Below are 21,960 nucleotides of genomic sequence, written 5' to 3'. Positions count from 1 at the left end.
TGAAACGGGCGCCGGATAGAGCGTATGAATCACCAGAAACTCGTATCGGCCGAAATACTGGCCATGAAACCGGAGAGTACCGGCACGTCTACCATGGCCCCAAATGATCAAAAACAGGCTGAGCAGTCAGACCGCCAGACCGATCTGCAACTTGTTCGCAAAGTCCGGGGCGGGGATCGTGGAGCCTTTGACTTGCTGGTAGTTAAATACCAGTCAAGGGTGGCATCTATTATCAGCCGATATGTATATGACAGCCAGGAAGTCATGGATCTTACCCAGGAAGCGTTCATCAAGGCATATCGTGCTATTGATCGCTTCCGCGGGGACAGCGCCTTTTATACCTGGCTGTACCGTATTGCGGTGAACACCGCGAAAAACCATCTTGAATCCCGTAGTCGAAGGCCCCAGGGCAGTGCTGATTCAGGGGAGGCCGAGAACTTTGATGATGGGCGGCGGCTACGAGACATTGCCTCGCCCGAACGCCTGCTTCAGCGAGAGCAGTTACAGAAAGAGCTGAGTAATGCCATAGCCAATCTTCCAGAGGAACTGCGTTCAGCATTCTTGTTGCGGGAGTATGACGGTCTTAGTTATGAAGATATAGCACGGATTCTGGAATGTCCTATCGGAACTGTGCGCTCGCGTATTTTTCGGGCCAGGGATGCTGTTGACAAGCATTTGGGGCCTTTGCTTAATCATTCGGTGACGTAATTGAAGGTGCATCCTATGGATGATCGTCTCAGAGAAACGCTGTCGGCCATGATGGACGATGAAGCCGATGAACTGTCGGTTCGGCGTCTGTTGTCCCATGAAAATCAAGCCGATGTTTGCGCCCAGTGGCAGCGGTGGCAAGGTGTGCATGATTTGATGCACCGGGGCAGCTCACCGGCGGAAGGCGTTGATGTCAGTACCGCCGTACGTGAGGTGCTCGATGGGCGAGCCAGGCCGCAAAGGCTTGCCGAAGTGCGGCAACGCGAGTCACAGAGAGTCTGGCAATGGCCGGCAGCAGTGGCCATGGTTGCGGCAGCTTTGCTGGTTGGCTTTGGTGCGGGCACAGGCTGGGAGTCCGATGCGGTTGCTCCCGGTACGTTGGCGTCTGCAGCCGCAACGGCAGCGCCTGAAAATGAATCGTCTACCAATGCCGGGCCGGTTCAGGAGGTTGCTTTACAGGGGCTCGATGAGAAGCAGTGGGAGCACATGAGCCGCTATCTGTTGGAACATGCGCAACACAATAGTGTGGGTGCAGGGCAAGGCTCGGTGGGCTATGCCCGACTTGTCAGCGCAAGCGGCGGCTATTGATAGCAAGTGATGAAGGTATCCATGAGCAAAGCCCGTTATTTTGGCCTGAGTTTGAATGATCTGACCGTGCGAAGCGTCCTCGCGTTTATATTTGCGATCATGCCGGTGCACACATTTGCAGGTGATAAAACGGCAGCAGGCTGGCTTGAGCAGCTAGGGCCTGCCCTTAATATGACCTCTTACCGGGGTGTGTTTGTATATGCCAGAGGCGCCAACGTCCACTCAATGCAAATTGCCCACCGCTATCACAACGGCATAGTTGAAGAGCGGCTGGTGTTGCAGGACGGCGGTACTGGTGAGATTGTGCGCCGGGATATGAAAGTCGTCTGCGTGCTTCCGGAACAGGGTAAGGTACAGCTGGATCAAATCATACCCTCCGGCCCCTTTGCTGAAGCCTTTACAAACCAACTGATCCCCGTAAATCGCTGGTACACTGCCGAGCTGAAAGGCGAGGATCGCGTAGCGGGTTATGAGGTGGTTACTGTCGCGTTGACGGCAAACGATCAGCACAGGTACAGCCACAGCCTTTGGCTGGAAAAATCGACGGGACTTCTGGTAAAAAGCCACGTGCGCACGTCTAAAGGGGAGGTGTTGGAGCACTTCCAATTTACCAGCCTGGAGATTACTGAGGATATCTCGGACAGTGAGTTTGAGATCCGCTCCAAAGGTCGAGAGATCTCCCGCACGCTCGGTGGCCCAAACCCGGAGGGAAGAGCCTCAAAAGCACCCCGTATGCTTGGGTGGCATTTGGGCTGGCGGCCGGAAGGATTTGAGCCGGCTGCTGCACCAGGGTCCGGCAAGGGGCAGGCAGTTGCATTTTCGGATGGGTTGGCAGCATTCTCGGTCTTTGTTGAACCTGCCGGCAGGATCAGCATGCCTACAGGGGCCTCTCGTATCGGAGCAACAACCGTCTATATGCGTCAGTTGGAAAGTGGGAACAAAATGTTTTTAGTGACTGTGGTCGGTGAGTTGCCACCGGCCTCTGCACGTCAGGTTGCAGAGTCAGTGCGGATTGATGAGACGTTTGTGCTGGGTGTGAAAGAGCCGTGATTACCGAGACAGGCAAAGTGGTTGCTCTTTCAGGTGAGTATGCCTGGGTTCAAACCATTCGTACCCGTGCCTGTCAGAGCTGCTCGGCTCGCAACGGTTGCGGGCAGAAGCTGCTGGCTACCGCGACTGGTGGGCGTGCCAACCAGGTTCGGGTTGTGAATTCCGTGAATGCTTGTGTTGGTCAGGACGTGACGCTCGGTATTGATGAAGATGCGCTCCTGGGAGCCTCGATGCTGGTTTATGCGCTTCCGCTACTGCTTATGGTGGTTCTCAGTGTGGCCGGTCATCAGGTGTCCGGTGGCAATGATTTTGTTTCCATGGTCGGTGCGGCGGCCGGCCTGGCATCCGGCTTTTATGCAAGCCGTAAATTACAGCACCGGAGCGCCGGTCGCTATGAACCCAGGCTGCTCCGGATCAACCGTATCCCGGCCGGAGTAGTTTCACATACAGACTCGCTAACATGACTTACAGGGGATCCTGATATGCTGAGAAATGCACCAGCAGTTACCCGGTTTTCCCCGGCATCACTCACTCAGAGGGTGCCGGCTTCTGTGCTGATGATACTACTGGCCTTTGTGTTGGTGGTCTGGAGTGTGCCTGGCGCAGCACGAAGCTTGCCAGATTTTACTGAGCTGGTTGAAGAAAATGCAGACGCAGTAGTCAATATAAGTACTACCAGTGCTCCAGCAGCGGGCAATGCACGTTTTCACGGTATGCCTTTTGATGAGCGCCAGCTCGATCAGCTGCCCGAGTTTTTCCAGGAGTTCTTCCGTAGCCCGCAATCTCCGTTTGGTGGTGCACCGGGCAGCTCGCAACCACGTCGCTCTATGGGATCCGGGTTTATTGTGTCTGCTGATGGATACGTGCTGACCAATAATCACGTGGTTGAAGGGGCTGATGAGATCATTGTGCGACTCAATGATCGTCGTGAGCTGCCAGCAACACTGGTTGGCACCGACCCCCGCTCGGATATGGCCGTGTTGAAGATCGAGAATGGGGATGACTTGCCCGTCGTAAAAACAGGGCGATCCAAAGATCTCAAAGTGGGTGAGTGGGTGTTTGCAATAGGCTCACCGTTTGGCTTTGACTACACCGTCACGGCTGGAATTGTCAGTGCTCTGGGCCGTTCACTGCCGTCAGAAAACTATGTGCCATTTATCCAGACGGACGTGGCCATTAACCCGGGTAACTCTGGTGGCCCGCTGTTCAACATGGACGGTGAGGTTATCGGTATCAACTCACAAATCTACACTCGCTCGGGTGGCTTTATGGGGGTTTCGTTTGCTATCCCTATTGATGATGCCATGAGTGTGTTTCGCCAGATTCGCGATAAAGGCGTGGTTTCCCGGGGCTGGCTGGGTGTGTTGATTCAGGAAGTGAATCGCGATTTGGCCGAGTCGTTTGGTCTCAAGCGCCCAAGGGGTGCGCTGATTGCTGAGGTGATGGCTGGTTCGCCGGCCGAGGCTGGCGGTTTGCAGTCTGGTGATATTGTTCTTGAATACGATGGTGAGGACATTCATTTGTCGTCTGACCTCCCGCCTATGGTAGGCCGTACCCCGGTAGGAGAGTCGGCACGCCTGACGGTTCTTCGCGGTGGGAAGGAAATTACTCTGGATGTGGAAATCGGTCAGTTGCCCGATGAGCGTGGCGCTCAGCAGGCGGCGCCTTCCGACAGCAATCCGACGACTGCGCCACTGGGGTTGACGGTTGAGCCGTTGCCAACGGATCTGGCGGACTCTATAGGTGTGTCAGGCGGCGTTATTGTAACGGACGTTGGCAGAGGCCCGGCTTACAATGCAGGTATTCGCGCCCGGGACGTGATCACTGAAATCAACAGGAAAGCGGTGTCGTCGGTTGAGGATTTCCGCAAGGTGGTCAGAGCATTGCCGGAAGGACGTGCGGTTTCTGTTCGTGTGGTACGCCAAGGGCGGGCAATTTATCTGGTTATGAAACCCTGACTGATCTGACCGGTCGCATACTGTGACTGAAAGCCTCCAGACCTGATGTAAAAAACGACAGGCCTGGGGGCTTTTGTTATACTGCCGAGCATTAATAATAAGTGCGGCCACGGAATGGACCAGGTCAGATTATGATGAACAGAAAGGCTCTCCCTCTCCTGCAGCTTCTGAAACTCCGTAACGCTTGGCTTGCCTGGTTGCTTCTAGTCGTGGCGATTGCTGTCACCCTTGTATCCTGGCAGTTTTCTATCCGCTTGGTTGAAGATCGCACAGAGGCCAGGTTCCGAACTCAATCACTGCAATTAAAAACGGCTATTGAAGAGCGTCTGATCAATTACGAGCAGGTTCTGGCTGGCAGTGCTGGGCTCTTTGCTGTTGCGGGTGATGTGTCCCGCGATCAGTGGCAAGAGTACGTGCACAATGTAGATATAAATCGTTATTACCCCGGCATCCAGGGCATAGGCTTTGTTGAACGCATTGAAGTGCGTGACATGGCGGACCACATTGCGTCGGTGCGTGCAGAAGGTGTGCACAACTATTTGGTGAAGCCGCTAGGGGTGGGGCCTTTTTACTATCCCATGGTGTATCTGGAGCCAGGAACGGTAAGCAACCGGCGAGCCCTTGGCTACGATGCCTTCAGCGACCCGGTTCACCGCAAGGCCATGGAGCAGTCCCGCGACAATGCCATTCCGACGGTAACAGGCAAGGTGGTATTGATACAGGAAGAATTGGAAGAGGGCCAGGCCAGCTTCCTTATGTATTACCCGGTATATCAGGGTGGGGAAGTGCCTGAAATACGGGCTGAGCGGCGCATGATGCTCGCGGGCTTTGTGTTCAGCGCCTTCCGAATGAATAACCTTCTTGATGGCATTGTTGGTCTTATCTCGCCATTTCTTGATGTTCGTATTTACGATAATGCTGTGGCGGTCCGCGAAAACCTCATGTACGGCTCGAACCTCGGCTCTCTGGATGATCAATTCAGTTTCGAAATGAGCCAGACCGTAAGCCATGGTGGGCGGGAGTGGCTTCTGCAAACGCGCTCAACTCCTGCATTCGATTACCTGGCGTCTGATCCGCGTCCAGGCATCGTGCTAGGCAGTGGCATTGCGATAAGCCTGCTGCTGTTCATCGTGGGTTTGGTATTGATCCGTTCCCGCCTTATGGCACAAATCAGCGAAGGGCGTTATCGCGCCATTACCGAGGGAGCAGCCAACGTAACCCTGGTTATGGACGAAACGGGCAAGCCTCTTTATGCCAGCCCCTCGAGCTTCGATATTCTCGGGTTTAACCCCGGTGAAATAGAGGCGCTGGCACTGGAGAATCTTGTTCATGCAGACGACTGGCCGCTGTTGAAACAGGGGTTTGAGGACGCAGTTCAGGCGCCGGGCAAGCAGATGCCGGTTGTCCGGGCACGTATCTACGATGCAGAACACAACTGGCGCGATATGGAAGGCACTTACACTGCCATGCTGACCGTGCCTGGCGTGGATGGTGTGGTTCTCAGCCTCCGTGACCTCACTCAGTTGAAAGCCGCCCAGACCGAGCTGCACCGGTTGGCGTTCTACGACCCGCTAACCGGATTGGCCAACCGGCAGTTATTTCGTGACCGCTTGAATAGCGTGGTGAATCGGAGCCGCCGTAGTGGCGAGCCTGCTGCCCTGATGTTCCTTGATCTCGATGGTTTCAAACGCATCAATGACACTCTTGGACATGATGCGGGTGATGAGTTATTGAGCCAGGTGGCAACCTGGCTTGAGGGCTGTGTGCGAGAAGAGGACTCTGTAGCAAGGCTCGGTGGTGATGAATTTGTGGTGTTGTTGTCGCAGATCAGTGGCGCCGAGGCAGCCGGCAAGGTTGCTGAAACCATTCTACGCAGGCTGTGCCAGCGGATTCGCCTGAACGACCATGAGGTGGGGATTACTGTCAGCATTGGTGTCACCATGATCCCCCACGACAGCGAAGACCCCGGAACTTTGATGAAATTTGCCGATCTGGCAATGTATCGCGCCAAAGAAATGGGCCGGAACACTTACCAGTTCTTCACTCCTGCAATGAATATCAAAGCTGCCCGTCGCTTGCTGCAGCAGGAAGAGCTGGCGAGTGCGTTGGAAGAAGAGCGGTTTGTTCTGCACTACCAGCCCAAGATAGACCTGGCTACGGAGCGGGTAATCGGTGTTGAGGCCTTCCTGCGCTGGCATCATCCGGAAAAAGGTCTGGTATCGGCGCAGCAGTTTATAGGGCTGGCTGAGGAAACCGGCCTGATTGTGAGGTTGGGTGAGATGGCCCTGCGTCAGGCCTGTATTCAGGTTCAGGCCCTGGAGCGTGCGGGCTTCGAAGACCTGAAAATGGCGGTTAACCTTTCTGTGAGGCAAGTAACGGATTCGCGCTTCCTCGATATGGTTCGTCAGGTGATTACAGAAACAGGCGTCTCCCCCGAGAAGCTTGAGCTCGAAATGCCGGTGGAGCTGTTGAATGAGGACTCGCGGACGGTGCGTGAGCTTCTTGTATCGCTCAATGATCTTGGCGTGTGCCTGATTCTGGACGATTTTGGGGCGGGTTCCTGCTCTCTGGTTGCGCTGCAGCAGTTGCCGCTTGACGTTATCAAAATAGATCACCGTTTTATTCGCGATATTCCGTACAATGTGAGCGCAACCGACGTGGCCTCTGCGGTCATTGCGCTTGCGCACAAGCTTCACCTGACTGTGGTTGCCGAAGGAGTGGAAACGCCGCAGCAGCTGAGTTTCCTGAAATCTGCCGGGTGTACTCAGTGTCAGGGTAATCTGTTCAGTTATCCGCTGGACGAGGATGCGTTGATTGGCTTCCTTGTTCGGCAGTATGAACGGCCGGTTATTTCCTGATCATGGCAATGCCGGCCGGTTACCGGTAAAATCACGCCGGTCCCGGATCCTGTTACTGGCCTCTCCGGGCTCAATCCTTCGTCTTTTTATGAGTATTCATTGTCTGTGACTGAACTGAGCCGAATCCGTAACTTCTCCATTATTGCCCACATTGACCATGGCAAATCTACCCTTGCTGACCGTTTTATCCAGATATGCGGCGGTTTGACCCAAAGGGAAATGGCCGAACAAGTACTGGACTCCATGGATCTGGAACGGGAGCGGGGCATCACCATCAAGGCCCAGAGCGTTACGCTGCACTACACGGCCCGGGATGGCGAAACCTACAAGCTGAACCTTATTGACACGCCGGGGCACGTGGATTTTTCCTACGAAGTGTCGCGCTCACTATATGCCTGTGAAGGCGCGCTGCTGGTTGTAGATGCTGGACAGGGCGTTGAAGCCCAGTCGGTCGCTAACTGCTATACGGCCATCGAGCAGGGCCTGGAAGTCGTCCCGGTTCTGAACAAGATGGACTTGCCTCAGGCTGAGCCGGAGCGGGTTGCGGCGGAAATAGAAGACATTATCGGTATTGATGCAACCGATGCCGTGCGCTGCTCAGCCAAGAGTGGAATGGGTGTTGAAGATGTTCTTGAAGACCTTATCAAGAAAATACCACCACCCCAGGGTGATCGTTCCGCGCCCTTGCAGGCGCTGATTATTGATTCCTGGTTCGATAACTATCTGGGCGTTGTTTCTCTTGTTCGGGTTACTCAGGGCGTGCTGAAAAAAGGCGACAAGATTGTTCTCAAGTCGACGGGCAAAGCCTGGAATGCCGACAAAGTAGGGATTTTCAAACCCAAACCCCACGACACCAACATACTGGAAGCAGGTGAAGTTGGCTTTGTAGTTGCCGGTATCAAGGATATTCACGGCGCGCCGGTCGGCGACACCATCGTGCACCATAAATTCGCTGAAGAAACGCCAATGCTGCCGGGGTTCAAGAAGGTTCAGCCTCAGGTATATGCTGGCCTGTTCCCGGTGAGTGCGGATGACTACAACGATTTCCGTGATGCTCTGGAAAAGCTCACCCTGAATGACGCTTCACTATTCTATGAGCCTGAAAGCTCTGATGCTTTGGGCTTCGGCTTCCGCTGTGGTTTCCTTGGCATGCTGCACATGGAAATCATTCAGGAACGGCTGGAACGTGAATACGACATTAACCTGATCACCACCGCGCCGACAGTTATATACGAAGTGCTGACCAAGCAGGGTGAGACCCTGACTGTGGATAGCCCTTCAAAGTTGCCGGATACAGGCTCGATCGAGGAAATGCGCGAGCCTATTGTTGAAGCCAACATTCTGGTGCCGCAAGAGCATTTGGGTAACGTTATTGCCCTGTGTGAAGAGAAGCGGGGCGTTCAGAAGAATATGCACTTTACGACCAATCAGGTGCAGCTGACCTATGAGCTGCCGATGGCAGAAGTGGTGCTCGATTTCTTTGATCGAATCAAATCTGCGAGCCGGGGCTTCGCCTCCCTGGATTATCACTTTGTTCGCTTCCAGCAGGCGAACCTTGTACGTCTTGATGTGCTGATAAACGGAGAGCGCGTAGATGCTCTGGCGTTGATCGTCCATAAAGATCAGTCACATTATAAAGGGCGGCAACTCATTGAAAAAATGAAAGAGCTGATTCCCCGGCAGATGTTCGATATAGCCATTCAGGCAGCCATCGGCAATCAGGTGGTGTCCAGGGTCAGCGTGAAAGCACTGCGCAAAAACGTAACGGCAAAATGCTACGGCGGTGATGTCAGTCGAAAGAAAAAGCTGCTCCAGAAGCAGAAAGAAGGCAAGAAGCGCATGAAGCAGGTAGGTAATGTTGAAGTGCCTCAAGAAGCGTTTCTTGCCGTGTTGAAAGTCGATAATTAGAAGGCATCTTGATGGATATTGATTTTCCTCTGGTTCTGGTTGTTTTGACCCTGGTGTCAGGGTTGATCTGGCTGGCAGACATACTGTTTTTGCGTAAGCGTCGTCTTGCGGAATCCCCGGTGGGCCATGGTGACGGTGAAGACCTTCCTAAAGAGCCATACCTGGTTGATCTCAGTCGCTCGTTTTTCCCGGTGCTGGCGGTCGTGCTCATCCTCAGGTCATTTTTGGTAGAGCCCTTTCAAATACCCTCGGGTTCCATGTTGCCAACCCTGGAGGTGGGCGACTTTATTCTGGTTAACAAGTACGCCTATGGCCTGCGCTTGCCCGTAGCCGGAACCAAGATACTGAGCATAGGAGAGCCCGAAAGAGGCGATGTGATGGTGTTCCGCTATCCGGAAGACGGGAAAACCAACTACATCAAGCGGGTGATTGGCTTGCCTGGCGATACGGTGCGTTATAGCAACAAGCAGTTGTTTATCAACGGCGAAAAAGTAGAAAGTGAGTTTGTTGTGCGCCTACCGCCGGTAGAAGTGCGCCGTGAGGACCTGGGTACTGTAGAGCATGACATTTTCTTGACCATGGGGCGCACGGGTGCTGCCGGAGAGGGTGAGTGGAAAATCCCCGAGGGTGAGTACTTCATGATGGGTGACAATCGCGACAACAGTAACGATAGCCGATACTGGGGCACGGTTCCCGATGAGTTGATTGTAGGCAAAGCTTTCGCGATCTGGATGCACTGGAAATCCCTCACCAGTCTGCCATCCTTCAAGCGTGTGGGTGGAATTGAGTAATTTTGACTATTCTGGAGTCCAGTTTTAATGAAACAAAATAATTTGTCCGCCATGGGTCGCCAAGGCGGCGCGTCAGCGCTTGTCATTCTAATTATGGTCCTGTTTTTTGGTAGTTTGCTCACGTTGGTGATTAAGGTTGGGCCAGCATACATGGACGATTACACCATCCAGGAAGCGCTTCAAGGCCTGGATGGCACAGAAGGGTTGTCGCAGATGGGGCCCGCTCAGATACTTACGCTGATCAATAAGCGCCTGAGCGTGAATAGTATCCGGGGTTTTGATACCAAAAATATTTCGGTTGAGAAAGACGGCGAGCTTGTTGTGATCGCTGTGGATTACGAAGTCCGTAATAACATTTTCCGCAACATTGATACCGTTGTTCATTTTCAGCACAGTTACGAGATGAAGGGTAAGTGAGTTCGCAACCAGACCTCGATCAGCTACAGCGACGGATTGGTTACCAGTTCAAGTCGCCAGAGCGTCTTATGCTGGCGCTTACGCACCGGAGTTACGGGAATCAGAACAATGAGCGACTTGAGTTTCTTGGCGACTCCATTGTGAATATGGTGATTGCCGAGTACCTGTTTCAGAGTTTTGATAAAGCCCGGGAAGGCCACTTGAGCCGGCTTCGGGCTCGCATGGTTAAAGGCGTAACCCTGGCGGAGATTGGGCGAGAGTTTGATCTTGGAAGCTACATGCGGCTAGGTTCCGGTGAGCTGAAAAGCGGGGGCTTTCGTCGAGAATCCATTCTTGCAGATGCAGTAGAATCGGTAATCGGTGCCATTTACCTCGATAGCGATTTTTACACCTGTCGCGAGCAGGTGCTGCGCTGGTTTGAGGCGCGCCTGCAAAAGCTGGATCTTCAGGACACTCAGAAAGATCCGAAAACCCGTTTGCAGGAATATTTGCAGTCCCGACAGTTCCCCTTGCCGAGATACGATGTTATTTCGGTTGATGGAGAAGCTCATAACCAGACATTTCATGTGTCCTGTGTGCTGCCATCGCTGGATCGAAAAACCAGCGGAGTTGGCAGTAGTCGCCGTGTGGCGGAGCAGGAAGCGGCCCGTAGCGCGCTGAAACAACTTGGCGTGGAGACACCCTGATGAATGATATTACTCGTCCTGAAAACCCCGACAGCCGTTGTGGTTTTGTTGCTATTGTCGGCCGCCCGAACGTGGGCAAATCAACGCTGCTAAACCATATTCTGGGGCAGAAACTAAGCATTACCTCCCGTAAGCCGCAAACCACGCGCCATAAGGTGCTGGGGATTAAAACCGAGGGGCCGGTGCAGGCGATTTATGTGGATACGCCCGGGATGCATGTGGAAGAGCCCCGTGCACTCAACCGTTATATGAACAAGGCCGCTACCTCTGCACTTTCAGGCGTAGATGTGGTGGTGTTTGTGGTGGATCAACTCGCCTGGACCACTGCGGATGAAATGGTGCTCGAAAAACTGAGTAAGCTCGATTGCCCTGTTATTCTGGCGGTAAATAAGGTTGACCGGATAGAAAAGCGGGAAAGCCTTTTGCCGCACCTGGATATGCTTTCCAGAAAGCGGGACTTTGCCGAGATTATTCCCATGTCGGCATTGAAGGAAACCAACCTGGCGCCATTGGAAGAAGCGGTGAGCCGCTTCCTGCCTGAGAGCGTTCACTTCTATCCCGATGATCAGATTACCGATCGCAGCGAACGTTTTATGGCGTCGGAAATGGTGCGCGAGAAAATCACTCGCCAACTGGGCGCCGAACTGCCGTACTCCGTTGCCGTGGAAATTGAAGAGTTCAAGCATGATGGCAAGACCCTCCATATATCCGCGTTGATCCTTGTGGAGCGTGAAGGTCAGAAAAAAATCATGATTGGTGATAAAGGCGACCGGCTGCGTAGCATTGGTCAGGATGCCCGAGCGGATATGGAACGCATGTTCGACTGCAAGGTTATGCTCAAGTTGTGGGTTAAGGTAAAGCGCGGCTGGGCCGACAGTGACCGTGCGCTAAAAAGCCTGGGCATGAACGACCTCTGAGGCTGTCACGCCCCCCCTGAGGCACTATGAGAAAAGACGCGCAACAACAGGAGCCCGCTTATGTAATCCATAGGCGGCCCTGGCGGGAAACCAGCCTCATGGTTGACCTTTTCACTCTGAATCACGGCCGTTTGAGTGTGGTCGCTCGGGGTGCTAGCGGTAATAAAAGCCCACTGAAAGCTCAGCTTCAGCCTTTTCAGCCACTGATGTTGAGCTGGGTAGGGCGCGGCGACCTGAAAACCCTGACTGATGTGGATGTACGTGATGGCCAAGCCTTACACCGCACAGTTTCCCTCTATAGTGGTCTCTATCTGAACGAGCTGATACAACGGGTACTGCCCGAGGCCGATCCTCACCCCACACTCTTTGCGGCTTACATTGAAGCGTTGGATCAGCTTGCACAGACATCGGATGTAGAGCCGGTATTGCGGAAGTTTGAGCAGGCGTTTGCCGCTGCCTTGGGGTACGATTTTCGCTGGGATGAGGTGATGGACACGGGCCAGCCTGTCCATGCCGCACAGGTTTATTGCTACGATCCGGAACAGGGTATTGTTGCTGCAGTGTCTGCCGGTGTGCGTTTGCAAAATCTGCCCGGGGAAACCCTGTTGGCGCTTGCCAGTGGGGATTACGAATCTACCGCGAGCCGCCGAGTGTCAAAGCGGGTTATGCGCGTTTTGACGGATTATCTGCTTCAGGGTCGCCCGCTGAACAGCCGCAGTCTTTTTAACCACCTTTCTATTCGCTCATCATAAGGGAGAACGACATGAATCCTAGAGTATTGCTTGGTGTGAATATCGATCACATTGCCACCTTGCGTGAGGCCCGGGGAACACGTTATCCCGATCCTGTCCAAGCGGCACTGATAGCAGAAGAAGCCGGTGCAGATGGCATTACCATCCACCCCAGAGAAGATCGGCGTCACATTCAGGATCGCGATGTGTTGCTGCTTAAAGAAGTGCTGCAAACCAAAATGAACCTCGAGATGGCAGTGACCGATGCCATGCTGGAATTCGCCGAGAAAGTCCGCCCTGAGTGTGTTTGCCTGGTTCCCGAGAAGCGGGAAGAGCTGACAACCGAGGGTGGGCTGGATGTGGTTGGCCAAGAGAAGCGCGTGGCGAATGCTTGTGCGCGCCTTGCCAGACTCGGTGCGGAAGTCTCTCTCTTTATTGATCCAGACCCTGCACAGATTGATGCAGCGGTGCGTTGCGGTGCACCGGTTATTGAGTTGCACACCGGGGAGTATGCGGAAGCGGTTGGTGCTGAAGCTCAAGATGCGACGTTCAGAGCGTTGTCAGACGCCGTCAGTTACGCCCGCAAAAAAGGGCTGATTGTGAATGCGGGGCATGGCTTGCATTATCATAACACTGAACGGATTGCGGCTATCCCCGGTATCAATGAGCTGAACATTGGCCACGCGATTATAGCCAGAGCCTTATTCACTGGCCTCAAAGAGGCTGTTAAGGATATGAAAGCCATTCTTGATCGGGTGAGCAGGCAAGCCTGAGCCGTTCTTACTGGTGTGCTGACACATCATCAGTTGGTTTCGGCCTGCTGATGATGTGCCCGGAACATTTGCTGCCAGTCTGTTTGCTCGCTCCAGATCTGCAGGCGCTCAATTGCTGACATAAGCTGGCTTTTCTGTAATTCCATGTCGGGTGCTGAGCATTTGAGAGCGGTTTCAAAGTGGTTTGCGGCAGAGCGCAGCTCCGGAACGCCGCAGTATCGTGTGGCTCCGTGCAACTTGTGCACGCACTCCAGAAGGCCTTCCAGATCGCCAGTGTTCCAGAGCTGGTCGATGTTCGTGAAATCGGCTGGCAACTGTTCCAGCAACATGCTGAACAACTCTTCCGCCAAATCTGTTTTCCCGGCAGCCAGCTGGATCCCCTCATCCACGCTTACGCACTCCCGTTGCATTTTCCGGGTAGAAGGTCTCAGAGCGCGTCTGGTGTCTCGCACTTCGGGTACAGGAATCCGGCCTGCTTCGCCGAGGCTTTGATACCGGTAACCGGTACACTCGAAGATGGTATCTGCAAGCTGTCCGCTGCTAATAGGCTTGGGCATATAGCCATCAAACCCCTGCCGGGTAAGGCGTTCCTGCTCGTCTGCCAAGGCGTGTGCGGTGAGGGCAATAATGGCTGTTCTGTGATTGCTGTTGTCCATATCACGGATTCGGGCGGTTGTTTCTACGCCGTCCATACCGGGCATCTGAAGATCCATGAATACCAGGTCAAACGACTTTTGTCGGGCTTTGCTTAAGGCCTCAAAGCCACTTGAAGCGCCTTCCGCATCAATCTGATAGTCCTGCAGCAGGGTCATGACAAGCTTCAGATTGGCATCGTTGTCGTCCACTGCCAGCACTCGCGGCACGTTCACCGGAGCCGGCAGTCGAGCGGTGTAGTCCTGGCGTGAAATGCCTTGCCCGGATGTATTAATGCCGTGTACCAGGAGCAATAACTCATCGTACAGGGCGTCTCTGCAGATGGGCTTTGTCAGGTGGCCGCTGGCCAGACCTGCCAGCGGGGTGTCGTGGACGTCCAGAGTGGGTGTAAGGAGCAGTGTGCGGCAATCCCGCTCGATCTCCACGGTCCGCACCAGCCCGCAGTACTGGCTGGAGTTGAGTAGGTGCCGGGTAATGCCGATGATGGCCACCGCATACCCCGACTGGCTCTTCTGGGCCTCTTCAATCTTCTCCTGCATGGCGCTTGGGCAGGTAACCCGATCAACTGTCATGCCCCACTCACGTAATAGATGTTCAACCGCAAGGCCACAGGTTTTCTGGTGCTCCAGATAAATAGCCCTCTCTCCCCGCAGTGCATCTCGGGGGGCGACGGCCTCACCGCTTGAGGACAGTTCAGGCGTCAGGGTAAACCAGAAGGTGGAGCCTTTGCCCAGTTCACTTTGCAAGCCAATCTGGCCGCCCATTTCTTCCACCAGGCGCTTGGAAATAGCCAGCCCAAGGCCCGTGCCGCCATATTGCCTTGCGGTAGATGCATCGGCCTGGCTGAATGCATTGAACAGCGACTGTTGCTGGGCCCGCGATAGGCCTACTCCGGAATCGGTAATGCTCAGACGCAGGGTGACCCGGTTACCTTCTTTGTCTTCCTCTTCCAGGCTCGCCCGCAGGACGACTTCACCGGTCTGGGTGAACTTGATGGCGTTGTTGACCAGATTGGTAATTACCTGTTTTACCCGCAAAGGGTCGCCCATGATGTTATCGGGCACATCGTTGTATACCAGCGGGACTAAATCGAGATTTTTGTTATGGGCCGCGGGGGCCAGCATTACCATCACTTCTTCCACAATGTCCCTGAGCTGGAAGGGGACGCGGTCAAGGATCAGCTTGCCGGCTTCAATCTTGGAGAAGTCCAGAATGTCGTTAATTATGGTGAGCAAAATTTCCGACGATTTTCGAATGGTGCTCAAATGGTCCCGTTGCTGGCGGGGCAGTGGGCTTTTGAGTAGCAGCTCCGTAAAGCCGATAATCCCGTTGAGTGGTGTGCGGATTTCGTGGGACATATTTGCCAGGAATTCAGATTTTATGCGGCTGGCCTCCAAGGCTTCTTTGCGCGCGAAATCCAGCTCAATATTTTGAATTTCAATGGTTTCCAGAGTCTCGCGCAGGTCCTCGGTGGCCTGATCAATATTTTGCTGCATTTCAGCCTGGGCTTTGCTCAGCTCCTCCGCCATGGCATTGAGGCCAGATTCCAGTTGCTCAAATTCCGGGCCAGCTTTGGTATGAATGCGGGTGTCCAGCTTGCCTTCCTTCAGCTTTGCTACAGCCTCGTTAAGTTCGAACACTGGCCCGGTGAAGGCGCGGCTCAGGCGCAGCGCGATCAGCAAACTGAAAATAACCCCGCCAAGAACCAGCAGAAGGGAAATCAGTAGGGCTTTGTAGGTCTCTTTTTCGGTGCGGATATGAGACATCTCCACAGCCACCCAGCCGAGAGGTTGCCTTTGCTCGGAAGAGGGTTGCTGTGAGCCCTGATCGTGGATGGACTGAATGATCAGATCCTGGAGAAAAACAGGGTTTACAAAACGGGTACTGGTCTTGCGGGTAATCCGGCTTGCCTCTTCGCTGACCAGTTCTTTGCTGTCGAGGTTGTCTGAACTGCCGGGCCCGGAGTGAAGCAAACGACGCCGGTTGCTGTCGAAAAAGGTGATTGAGCGAACATCCTGCTCTTCCAGCAGGGCGTTGGAAAGGTTGCTTAACAGGCTTCGGTTAGCCGTAAACAGCCCGTATTCCGAGCCGGCCGCGAGCTGGCGTGAAAGTGACTCGCCACGATCCCTCAGAAGGCTTTCAATATTGTTAACCCAGCTATAGGTAAAAAACATCCCAAGCATAAGGGTGGTGATAAGGGTGGGAACCAGAGTAACCACCAGCACCTTTTTGCGAATGCCCCAACGTCGCATACGATATTCCTGAAAAATAACTTAACGCCGCCTGTCTGGGCGGGTTACGTCCTTGTAATAGTAGGCCATCCGGGCGCGGATGATTTGATTGTCCAAGCCGGCGGAGCCGAAAAATACGTTGCTTATATAGCCTTCAGTCATGGTTTTAGCGAGAAGCTGTATTGGGCGACTGGGGCCATAAGGCGTATCATGCCACGCAAAAGTGTACCACAGGGTTCTCATATGCATTTTCCAACAGTAGAAGATTATGTCGGGCATACGCCTCTGGTTCGATTACAGCGTCTTCCTGGCGAGACCAGTAATGTAATTCTGGCAAAGCTCGAAGGCAATAACCCGGCGGGTTCTGTAAAAGATCGGCCAGCCCTGGGGATGATTCAGGAAGCGGAGCGCCGTGGCGAGATTCAGCCCGGGGATACGCTGATTGAGGCGACCAGCGGTAATACCGGTATTGCTCTGGCAATGGCAGCCGCCATAAAGGGTTACCGATTGGTGCTTATTATGCCTGCCAATATGAGCGAAGAGCGCCGTGCATCCATGAGAGCCTACGGTGCCCAGATCATTACCGTGAGCCAGAAAGAAGGCATGGAAGTGGCCCGAGACATGGCGTTGAAAATGCAGGTGGAAGGCAAGGGTAAGGTGCTGGATCAGTTCAGCAACCAGGACAACCCGCTGTCGCATTATCGCACCACAGGCCCTGAAATCTGGGAACAGACAGCGGGGCGGGTAACGCACTTTGTCAGTTCCATGGGTACCACCGGCACTATTATGGGCGTGTCCCGTTATCTGAAAGAGCGCAATCCCGATATCAACATTATTGGCTTGCAGCCTAAAGAGGGCGCCTCCATACCAGGCATCCGCCGTTGGCCGGAAGCCTACCTGCCCAGCATATACGATGCGGCCCGGGTGGATCAGGTGCTCGATATTGGCCAGCAAGAAGCCGAGGACACCATGCGCGCCATGGCTGAACGAGAAGGGATTTTCTGTGGCGTATCATCTGGCGGATCCATCGCCGCTGCACTTCGACTGTCTGCCCAGGTTGAAAACGCCATTATCGTAGCCATTATCTGTGACCGCGGCGACCGCTACTTATCCACGGGTGTGTTCCCAAACACCTGAACCTGACTGACGACACCAAGAGAACAGATTATGAGCAGACGACGCAGGAAGGTACTTCCTACGGAACCCGTGCGCTGTGAAGTGGAAAAGCTTAGCCATGATGGCCGTGGCATAGCGCGTCAGGATGGCAAAATCCTGTTTGTCGATGGCGCCTTGCCAGGCGAAACAGTGATGGCCAAAGTGGTATCTAGCCGAAGCAAATTTGATGAGCTGCGCACCCTAGAAGTGTTGGAGTCAGCTCCTGACCGTCAAACACCTCCATGCGAGTTCGCAGACCTGTGCGGTGGTTGCAGTCTTCAGCATATGAGCAGCGACGCCCAGATCCGCTTCAAGGAAGACACGCTGCGCGAGCAGTTCGCGCACTTTGGCGGTATAGAGCCTGAGGAGTGGATCGAGCCATTACGCCCGGACAGCACGTTGGCCTATCGGCGCAAGGCGCGCATGGGTGTGCGCTACGTGAAAGCCCGAGAATCGGTATTGGTTGGTTTCCGGGAGAAGCGCAACAGCTTTCTTACGGATATTGATCGGTGCGTGGTGCTGGATCCGCGCATTGGTGAGCGCGTTGTTCCGCTGCGCGAGTTACTGCACAGCATGGATGCCTATGCCCGCATTCCTCAGGTAGAGATTGCCTGTGGCGACGACACAGCGGCCATGGTTTTCCGCAATATGGATGAGCTGAGCACCGGCGACCGGGAAAAGCTGATTGCGTTCGGGCAGGCCCACGAGCTGCATATTTATCTGCAGCCGAAAGGGCCGGATACCGTTCACCGCATCTGGCCGGAATCGACTGGCCGGCAGGATGAACGGCTCAGCTACCGGCTTGACGCGTTCGACCTGACCATGAAGTTCCATCCCATGGACTTTACGCAAGTCAATGCGGATATCAATAAAGCCATGGTACACAGGGCCGTGGATTGGTTGGATGTACAGCCCGGCGAACGGATTCTGGATCTGTTCTGTGGGCTGGGGAACTTTACGCTTCCCCTTGCGCGCAAGGGTGGCCAAGTGATTGGCGTTGAAGGCGACGATGCGATGGTTGTGCGGGGCCGGGAGAATGCGGAACTGAACGGGCTTACGAACGTTGCGTTCCACGGCGCGGATCTGCACGGTGACTTCACAGGCCAGAGTTGGGCGCAGGAGGGGTTTGATAAAATCCTGATCGACCCGCCAAGGTCGGGGGCAGAAGAGATCTGCAAGTACCTGACTGCGTTTGGTGCCAAGACTATTGTGTATGTGTCCTGCAACCCCGCCACCTTGGCTCGTGATGCGGGCGTAATGGCCCGAAATGGATACAGGTTGGTACGTGCGGGAGTGATGGATATGTTTCCTCATACCACGCATGTGGAGTCGATTGCGCTGTTTGAGCGCGGCTGACAATGAATGTCGTTGTGCGCAGCAAAGGATGGCTGTGTGAACCACCAGGAATAACAAAACAGATATGGTAAAAGTTCGCGAAGACTATGCAGTGGATGGCGATGGCCAGATTGATATCGATGGCTGGGTACAGCAGATATCCTCGCAGACCCATCTGGATGATGTGGCGCAATTCCGCAGGGCTTGTGAAAAAGCTGCTGAAATAGATCTACAGGCCTACCGTGAAGATCGTCTGTGGGCGGCTGGTTCCAGCAGTTTTCGCATCGGCATAGAAATGGCTCAGGTGCTCGCAGAGCTGCGTTTGGATCAAACCAGCCTGGTTGCCGCCATTCTCTACCGGGCGGTGCGGGAGGAGCGGGTCGCGCTGGAGGTTATCCGCAAGGAATTCGGCGACGAAGTGGCCATGCTGATCAACGGTGTTCAGCAGATGGCGGCCATTTCCTCCATACACCACCCTCTCAAAGGCAATGTGCTTGGGCAAAGTGAGGGCCAGCTGGACAACGTTCGCAAAATGCTGGTCACCATGATTGATGATGTCCGGGTGGCGTTGATCAAGCTTGCGGAACGCACCTGTGCTATTCGCGGCGTCAAGAATGCGCCTGAAGAAAAACGCATGCGGGTGGCCCGTGAAGTATTTGATATATACGCGCCCCTGGCCCATCGCCTGGGTATCGGGCATATCAAGTGGGAACTGGAAGATCTTTCCTTTCGCTACCTCCATGAGACTGCGTACAAGAAAATCGCAAAGCTTCTGGATGAAAAGCGCCTTGATCGCGAGGGGTATATTCGCCGTGTTATCAGCACGCTTCAGGGGGAATTGAAAGCGTCTGGTATCGACGCCGAGCTTTCCGGTCGTGCCAAGCATATCTACAGCATCTGGCGGAAAATGCGCATTAAGGGCATCGACTTCTCTCAGGTGTATGACATCAGAGCTGTGCGCATTTTGGTGCCGGAGGTCAAAGACTGCTACGCGGCGCTTGGGATTGTGCATGCACTTTGGCGTCACATTCCTAATGAATTTGATGACTACGTGGCCAACCCCAAGGAAAATGGTTACCAGTCTCTGCACACGGCGGTTATCGGGCCTGATGGCAAGGTAATGGAAGTTCAGATTCGCACCCACGACATGCACGAAGATGCCGAGCTGGGTGTGTGTGCGCACTGGTTGTACAAGGGCACGGATAAAAACCAGAAAGCCTCCGGCTATGAAGCCAAGATCAACTGGCTTCGTCAGGTGCTGGAGTGGCAGGAAGAATTGGGCGATCTCTCCGGCCTGGCTGATCACCTTAAAACGGACGTTGTATCAGACCGGATATACGTCTTCACGCCCGATGGGCACGTGGTTGATTTGCCACAGGGCGCTACCCCTGTGGACTTTGCTTACCGGGTGCATACCGAGATCGGCCATGCTTGTCGGGGCGCAAGGGTAGACAGCCGGATAGTGCCGCTGACCTATCCCCTGAAAACCGGGGAGCAGGTATTCGTGCTCACGTCCAAGAACAATCCCTCTCCCAGCCGGGACTGGTTGAACCCCAGCCTGGGCTATCTTCAGACCTCCCGCGCAAGGGCCAAGGTAACGCATTGGTTCAAACAGCAGAACCGCGAACGCAACGTTACTGATGGGCGCGCCATTATTGAAGACGAGCTCAGGCGCTTGTCGTTGCACGACGTGGATTTCAGCCAGGTGGCGGTAAAAGTAAATTATCACAACGCCGAAGATATGTTTGCGGCGGTGGGAGCGGGTGACCTGCGCCCTGCGCATGTGGCTAATGTTGCCCAGCAAATGCTGGAGCCGAAATCCGAACAGCTTGATCTGAAGCTGACGGCCCAGCGCCGCAAGCCATACGATACTGAGTCGGATATTCACATACTGGGTGTGGGCAAGCTGAAGACCCAGGTGGCGAAATGCTGCAAACCACTGCCGGGAGATGCCATAGGTGGCTATATCACCGTCGGGCGGGGTGTGACGGTGCATCGGCAGGATTGCCTTACATTCCTGAACTTGCGGGAATTCGAGCCAAACCGGATTATTGAGGTGAGTTGGGGTGGTCAGCAGGCGTCTGTTTACCCGGTGGATATCGAAATTGAAGCCTACGACCGGTCGGGTCTGCTGCGCGATATTACCCAGGTGTTGTCGCTTTCAAAGAGTGATGTTCTATCGCTCCACACCATGACCAACCGGGATGACAACACTGCAACCATGATAGTGACGGTGGAAATCTCCAGTCTGGACCAGTTGGCGCGGTTGCTGGCCCAGATCCGCAACCTGCCCAACATTATCGACGTAAGGCGTAAGCGCTCATGACTTACTCCATTGACGATCTGAAAGTGTTGATGGCCCGGCTGCGCGATCCTGAAACCGGCTGCCCCTGGGATGCGAAGCAAACCTTCAGAAGCATTGTTCCGCATACGCTGGAAGAGGCCCACGAAGTGGCAGATGCCATAGAGCGGGAGGATTTTCGAAACCTTGAGGATGAGTTGGGCGATCTGCTGTTTCAGGTAATTTTCTACTCGCAGATCGGGGCCGAAGAAAGCCGTTTCAGTTTTGATTCCGTGGTCGATAATCTGGTGCGCAAGCTTATTCGGCGCCACCCTCACGTGTTCCCCGAAGGTACGCTGGAAAGCCGTATTGACCCGGATAACCGGCCTGGCGAAGCCTGGATCAAAGAGAGCTGGGAACGCATCAAAGCGGAAGAGCGGGCGCAGGAGCAAGAAACAGCTTCAACGGATGCGCCATCGCCAAGCCGGCTTGATGGAATTGCACGGGCACTGCCTGCAATGGTCCGTGCGGAGAAATTGCAAAAGCGGGCGGCAAGGCACGGGTTTGATTGGCCGAATATAGACCCGGTTTTTGACAAACTCCATGAAGAGATTGATGAGCTGAAAGAAGCCTGGCAGGCCGCCGGGTTGGGTGAAGGCGATCGCGAAGCGGTTGAGGATGAGCTGGGCGACGTGCTCTTTGTGTGTGTGAACCTTGCGCGTTTTATGAAGGTTAATCCTGAGCAGGCGATTGGGCGCACCAACCACAAGTTCGAGGCACGGTTCAGGGCGATTGAGCAGGCGTTGGTTCGGGAAGGCCGCGACTTCGACGAGCAAACACTTGAAGCGCTCGATGACATCTGGCAGTCAGTCAAGGGTGTGGAAAAGAAGAGTTGATCCATAGCTTCGTCTACACTGAG

19 protein-coding genes are annotated in these 21,960 nt (G+C 54.4%); 17 read left to right on the top strand and 2 right to left on the bottom strand.

Annotated features, from left to right (window positions below; all coding sequences use genetic code 11):
* Positions 1–24 precede the first annotated feature (24 nt).
* The 13 genes from rpoE (at position 25) to pdxJ (ending at position 13,385) form a co-directional block, all read left to right on the top strand.
* Positions 25–708, top strand: a complete 684-nt coding sequence (rpoE, locus tag AADB16_RS15995) for an RNA polymerase sigma factor RpoE (RefSeq protein ID WP_309044795.1) — start codon at positions 25–27, stop codon at positions 706–708.
* Positions 709–723: 15 nt separating this feature from the next.
* Positions 724–1,296: a sigma-E factor negative regulatory protein gene (locus AADB16_RS15990; RefSeq protein ID WP_410804733.1), complete on the top strand. Its 573-nt coding sequence runs from the start codon at positions 724–726 to the stop codon at positions 1,294–1,296.
* A gap of 99 nt (positions 1,297–1,395) precedes the next feature.
* A complete protein-coding gene (locus tag AADB16_RS15985) occupies positions 1,396–2,346 on the top strand; it encodes a MucB/RseB C-terminal domain-containing protein (protein ID WP_309044939.1) in 951 nt (316 codons plus the stop codon).
* Positions 2,343–2,810, top strand: coding sequence for a SoxR reducing system RseC family protein (locus tag AADB16_RS15980; protein WP_410804731.1), 468 nt, complete (start codon positions 2,343–2,345; stop codon positions 2,808–2,810). The genes AADB16_RS15985 and AADB16_RS15980 overlap by 4 nt, the downstream gene beginning before the upstream one ends.
* 93 nt (positions 2,811–2,903) lie before the next feature.
* Positions 2,904–4,304, top strand: a complete 1,401-nt coding sequence (locus tag AADB16_RS15975; RefSeq protein ID WP_410804981.1) for a DegQ family serine endoprotease — start codon at positions 2,904–2,906, stop codon at positions 4,302–4,304.
* A 131-nt stretch (positions 4,305–4,435) separates the two neighbouring features.
* Positions 4,436–7,162 (top strand): EAL domain-containing protein, encoded by a 2,727-nt coding sequence (locus tag AADB16_RS15970; RefSeq protein WP_309044792.1) that lies wholly within the window; start codon positions 4,436–4,438, stop codon positions 7,160–7,162.
* A 105-nt stretch (positions 7,163–7,267) separates the two neighbouring features.
* Positions 7,268–9,070 carry a translation elongation factor 4 gene (lepA, locus tag AADB16_RS15965; protein ID WP_309044791.1) on the top strand — a complete coding sequence of 601 codons (1,803 nt, stop codon included), beginning with the start codon at positions 7,268–7,270 and terminating at the stop codon, positions 9,068–9,070.
* 11 nt (positions 9,071–9,081) lie between these two features.
* Entirely contained in the window at positions 9,082–9,861 is a 780-nt protein-coding gene (gene lepB / locus AADB16_RS15960; RefSeq protein ID WP_410804728.1) for a signal peptidase I, read from the top strand.
* Between the two features lie 27 nt (positions 9,862–9,888).
* Complete coding sequence (locus AADB16_RS15955; RefSeq protein ID WP_298449934.1) at positions 9,889–10,278, top strand: DUF4845 domain-containing protein; 390 nt, start codon at positions 9,889–9,891, stop codon at positions 10,276–10,278.
* On the top strand, positions 10,275–10,964 hold the full coding sequence (gene rnc, locus AADB16_RS15950; RefSeq protein ID WP_298449935.1) for a ribonuclease III: 690 nt from the start codon (positions 10,275–10,277) through the stop codon (positions 10,962–10,964). The genes AADB16_RS15955 and rnc overlap by 4 nt, the downstream gene beginning before the upstream one ends.
* Positions 10,964–11,881, top strand: coding sequence for a GTPase Era (gene era, locus AADB16_RS15945; RefSeq protein WP_309044789.1), 918 nt, complete (start codon positions 10,964–10,966; stop codon positions 11,879–11,881). Before rnc ends, era begins: the two co-directional genes overlap by 1 nt.
* A gap of 26 nt (positions 11,882–11,907) precedes the next feature.
* Complete coding sequence (recO, locus tag AADB16_RS15940; protein WP_410804725.1) at positions 11,908–12,633, top strand: DNA repair protein RecO; 726 nt, start codon at positions 11,908–11,910, stop codon at positions 12,631–12,633.
* Between the two features lie 11 nt (positions 12,634–12,644).
* Positions 12,645–13,385, top strand: a complete 741-nt coding sequence (gene pdxJ, locus AADB16_RS15935; protein ID WP_309044787.1) for a pyridoxine 5'-phosphate synthase — start codon at positions 12,645–12,647, stop codon at positions 13,383–13,385.
* Between the two features lie 29 nt (positions 13,386–13,414).
* Here the strand turns inward: pdxJ and AADB16_RS15930 are convergent, their stop codons facing one another.
* Together AADB16_RS15930 and AADB16_RS15925 are read right to left on the bottom strand one after the other, a co-directional pair.
* The gene (locus AADB16_RS15930) at positions 13,415–16,291 is read right to left on the bottom strand and encodes an ATP-binding protein (protein ID WP_410804723.1); all 2,877 of its coding nucleotides are present in this window, start codon (positions 16,289–16,291) and stop codon (positions 13,415–13,417) included.
* A gap of 21 nt (positions 16,292–16,312) precedes the next feature.
* Positions 16,313–16,513 (bottom strand): hypothetical protein, encoded by a 201-nt coding sequence (locus AADB16_RS15925; RefSeq protein ID WP_309044785.1) that lies wholly within the window; start codon positions 16,511–16,513, stop codon positions 16,313–16,315.
* Between AADB16_RS15925 and cysM the strand changes: the two genes are divergently transcribed.
* The 4 genes from cysM (at position 16,514) to mazG (ending at position 21,937) form a co-directional block, all read left to right on the top strand.
* Positions 16,514–17,407, top strand: a complete 894-nt coding sequence (gene cysM, locus AADB16_RS15920) for a cysteine synthase CysM (protein WP_410804721.1) — start codon at positions 16,514–16,516, stop codon at positions 17,405–17,407.
* 30 nt (positions 17,408–17,437) lie between these two features.
* The gene (gene rlmD / locus AADB16_RS15915) at positions 17,438–18,781 is read left to right on the top strand and encodes a 23S rRNA (uracil(1939)-C(5))-methyltransferase RlmD (protein WP_410804719.1); all 1,344 of its coding nucleotides are present in this window, start codon (positions 17,438–17,440) and stop codon (positions 18,779–18,781) included.
* 64 nt (positions 18,782–18,845) lie between these two features.
* Positions 18,846–21,086: a GTP diphosphokinase gene (relA, locus tag AADB16_RS15910; RefSeq protein ID WP_309044782.1), complete on the top strand. Its 2,241-nt coding sequence runs from the start codon at positions 18,846–18,848 to the stop codon at positions 21,084–21,086.
* The gene (mazG, locus tag AADB16_RS15905) at positions 21,083–21,937 is read left to right on the top strand and encodes a nucleoside triphosphate pyrophosphohydrolase (RefSeq protein ID WP_410804717.1); all 855 of its coding nucleotides are present in this window, start codon (positions 21,083–21,085) and stop codon (positions 21,935–21,937) included. The genes relA and mazG overlap by 4 nt, the downstream gene beginning before the upstream one ends.
* The last annotated feature ends 23 nt before the right edge of the window (positions 21,938–21,960 follow it).

Origin of the sequence: Marinobacter sp. KMM 10035 (assembly GCF_046537445.1) — a bacterium.
GTDB lineage: Bacteria > Pseudomonadota > Gammaproteobacteria > Pseudomonadales > Oleiphilaceae > Marinobacter > Marinobacter sediminicola.
This window is presented reverse-complemented; position numbering and strand designations above follow the sequence as displayed.

What these genes read in the sequence shown, in the direction of transcription:
- AADB16_RS15990 (WP_410804733.1), top strand. Translation starts at nt 724, where the DNA reads ATGGATGATCGTCTCAGAGAAACGCTGTCGGCCATGATGGACGATGAA.
- AADB16_RS15985 (WP_309044939.1), top strand. Translation starts at nt 1,396, where the DNA reads ATGCCGGTGCACACATTTGCAGGTGATAAAACGGCAGCAGGCTGGCTT.
- era (WP_309044789.1), top strand. Translation starts at nt 10,964, where the DNA reads ATGAATGATATTACTCGTCCTGAAAACCCCGACAGCCGTTGTGGTTTT.
- rpoE (WP_309044795.1), top strand. Translation starts at nt 25, where the DNA reads ATGAATCACCAGAAACTCGTATCGGCCGAAATACTGGCCATGAAACCG.
- rlmD (WP_410804719.1), top strand. Translation starts at nt 17,438, where the DNA reads ATGAGCAGACGACGCAGGAAGGTACTTCCTACGGAACCCGTGCGCTGT.
- AADB16_RS15970 (WP_309044792.1), top strand. Translation starts at nt 4,436, where the DNA reads ATGATGAACAGAAAGGCTCTCCCTCTCCTGCAGCTTCTGAAACTCCGT.
- AADB16_RS15930 (WP_410804723.1), bottom strand. Translation starts at nt 16,291, where the DNA reads ATGCGACGTTGGGGCATTCGCAAAAAGGTGCTGGTGGTTACTCTGGTT.
- cysM (WP_410804721.1), top strand. Translation starts at nt 16,514, where the DNA reads ATGCATTTTCCAACAGTAGAAGATTATGTCGGGCATACGCCTCTGGTT.
- recO (WP_410804725.1), top strand. Translation starts at nt 11,908, where the DNA reads ATGAGAAAAGACGCGCAACAACAGGAGCCCGCTTATGTAATCCATAGG.
- AADB16_RS15925 (WP_309044785.1), bottom strand. Translation starts at nt 16,513, where the DNA reads ATGAGAACCCTGTGGTACACTTTTGCGTGGCATGATACGCCTTATGGC.
- AADB16_RS15975 (WP_410804981.1), top strand. Translation starts at nt 2,904, where the DNA reads ATGATACTACTGGCCTTTGTGTTGGTGGTCTGGAGTGTGCCTGGCGCA.
- relA (WP_309044782.1), top strand. Translation starts at nt 18,846, where the DNA reads ATGGTAAAAGTTCGCGAAGACTATGCAGTGGATGGCGATGGCCAGATT.
- mazG (WP_410804717.1), top strand. Translation starts at nt 21,083, where the DNA reads ATGACTTACTCCATTGACGATCTGAAAGTGTTGATGGCCCGGCTGCGC.
- AADB16_RS15955 (WP_298449934.1), top strand. Translation starts at nt 9,889, where the DNA reads ATGAAACAAAATAATTTGTCCGCCATGGGTCGCCAAGGCGGCGCGTCA.
- pdxJ (WP_309044787.1), top strand. Translation starts at nt 12,645, where the DNA reads ATGAATCCTAGAGTATTGCTTGGTGTGAATATCGATCACATTGCCACC.
- lepB (WP_410804728.1), top strand. Translation starts at nt 9,082, where the DNA reads ATGGATATTGATTTTCCTCTGGTTCTGGTTGTTTTGACCCTGGTGTCA.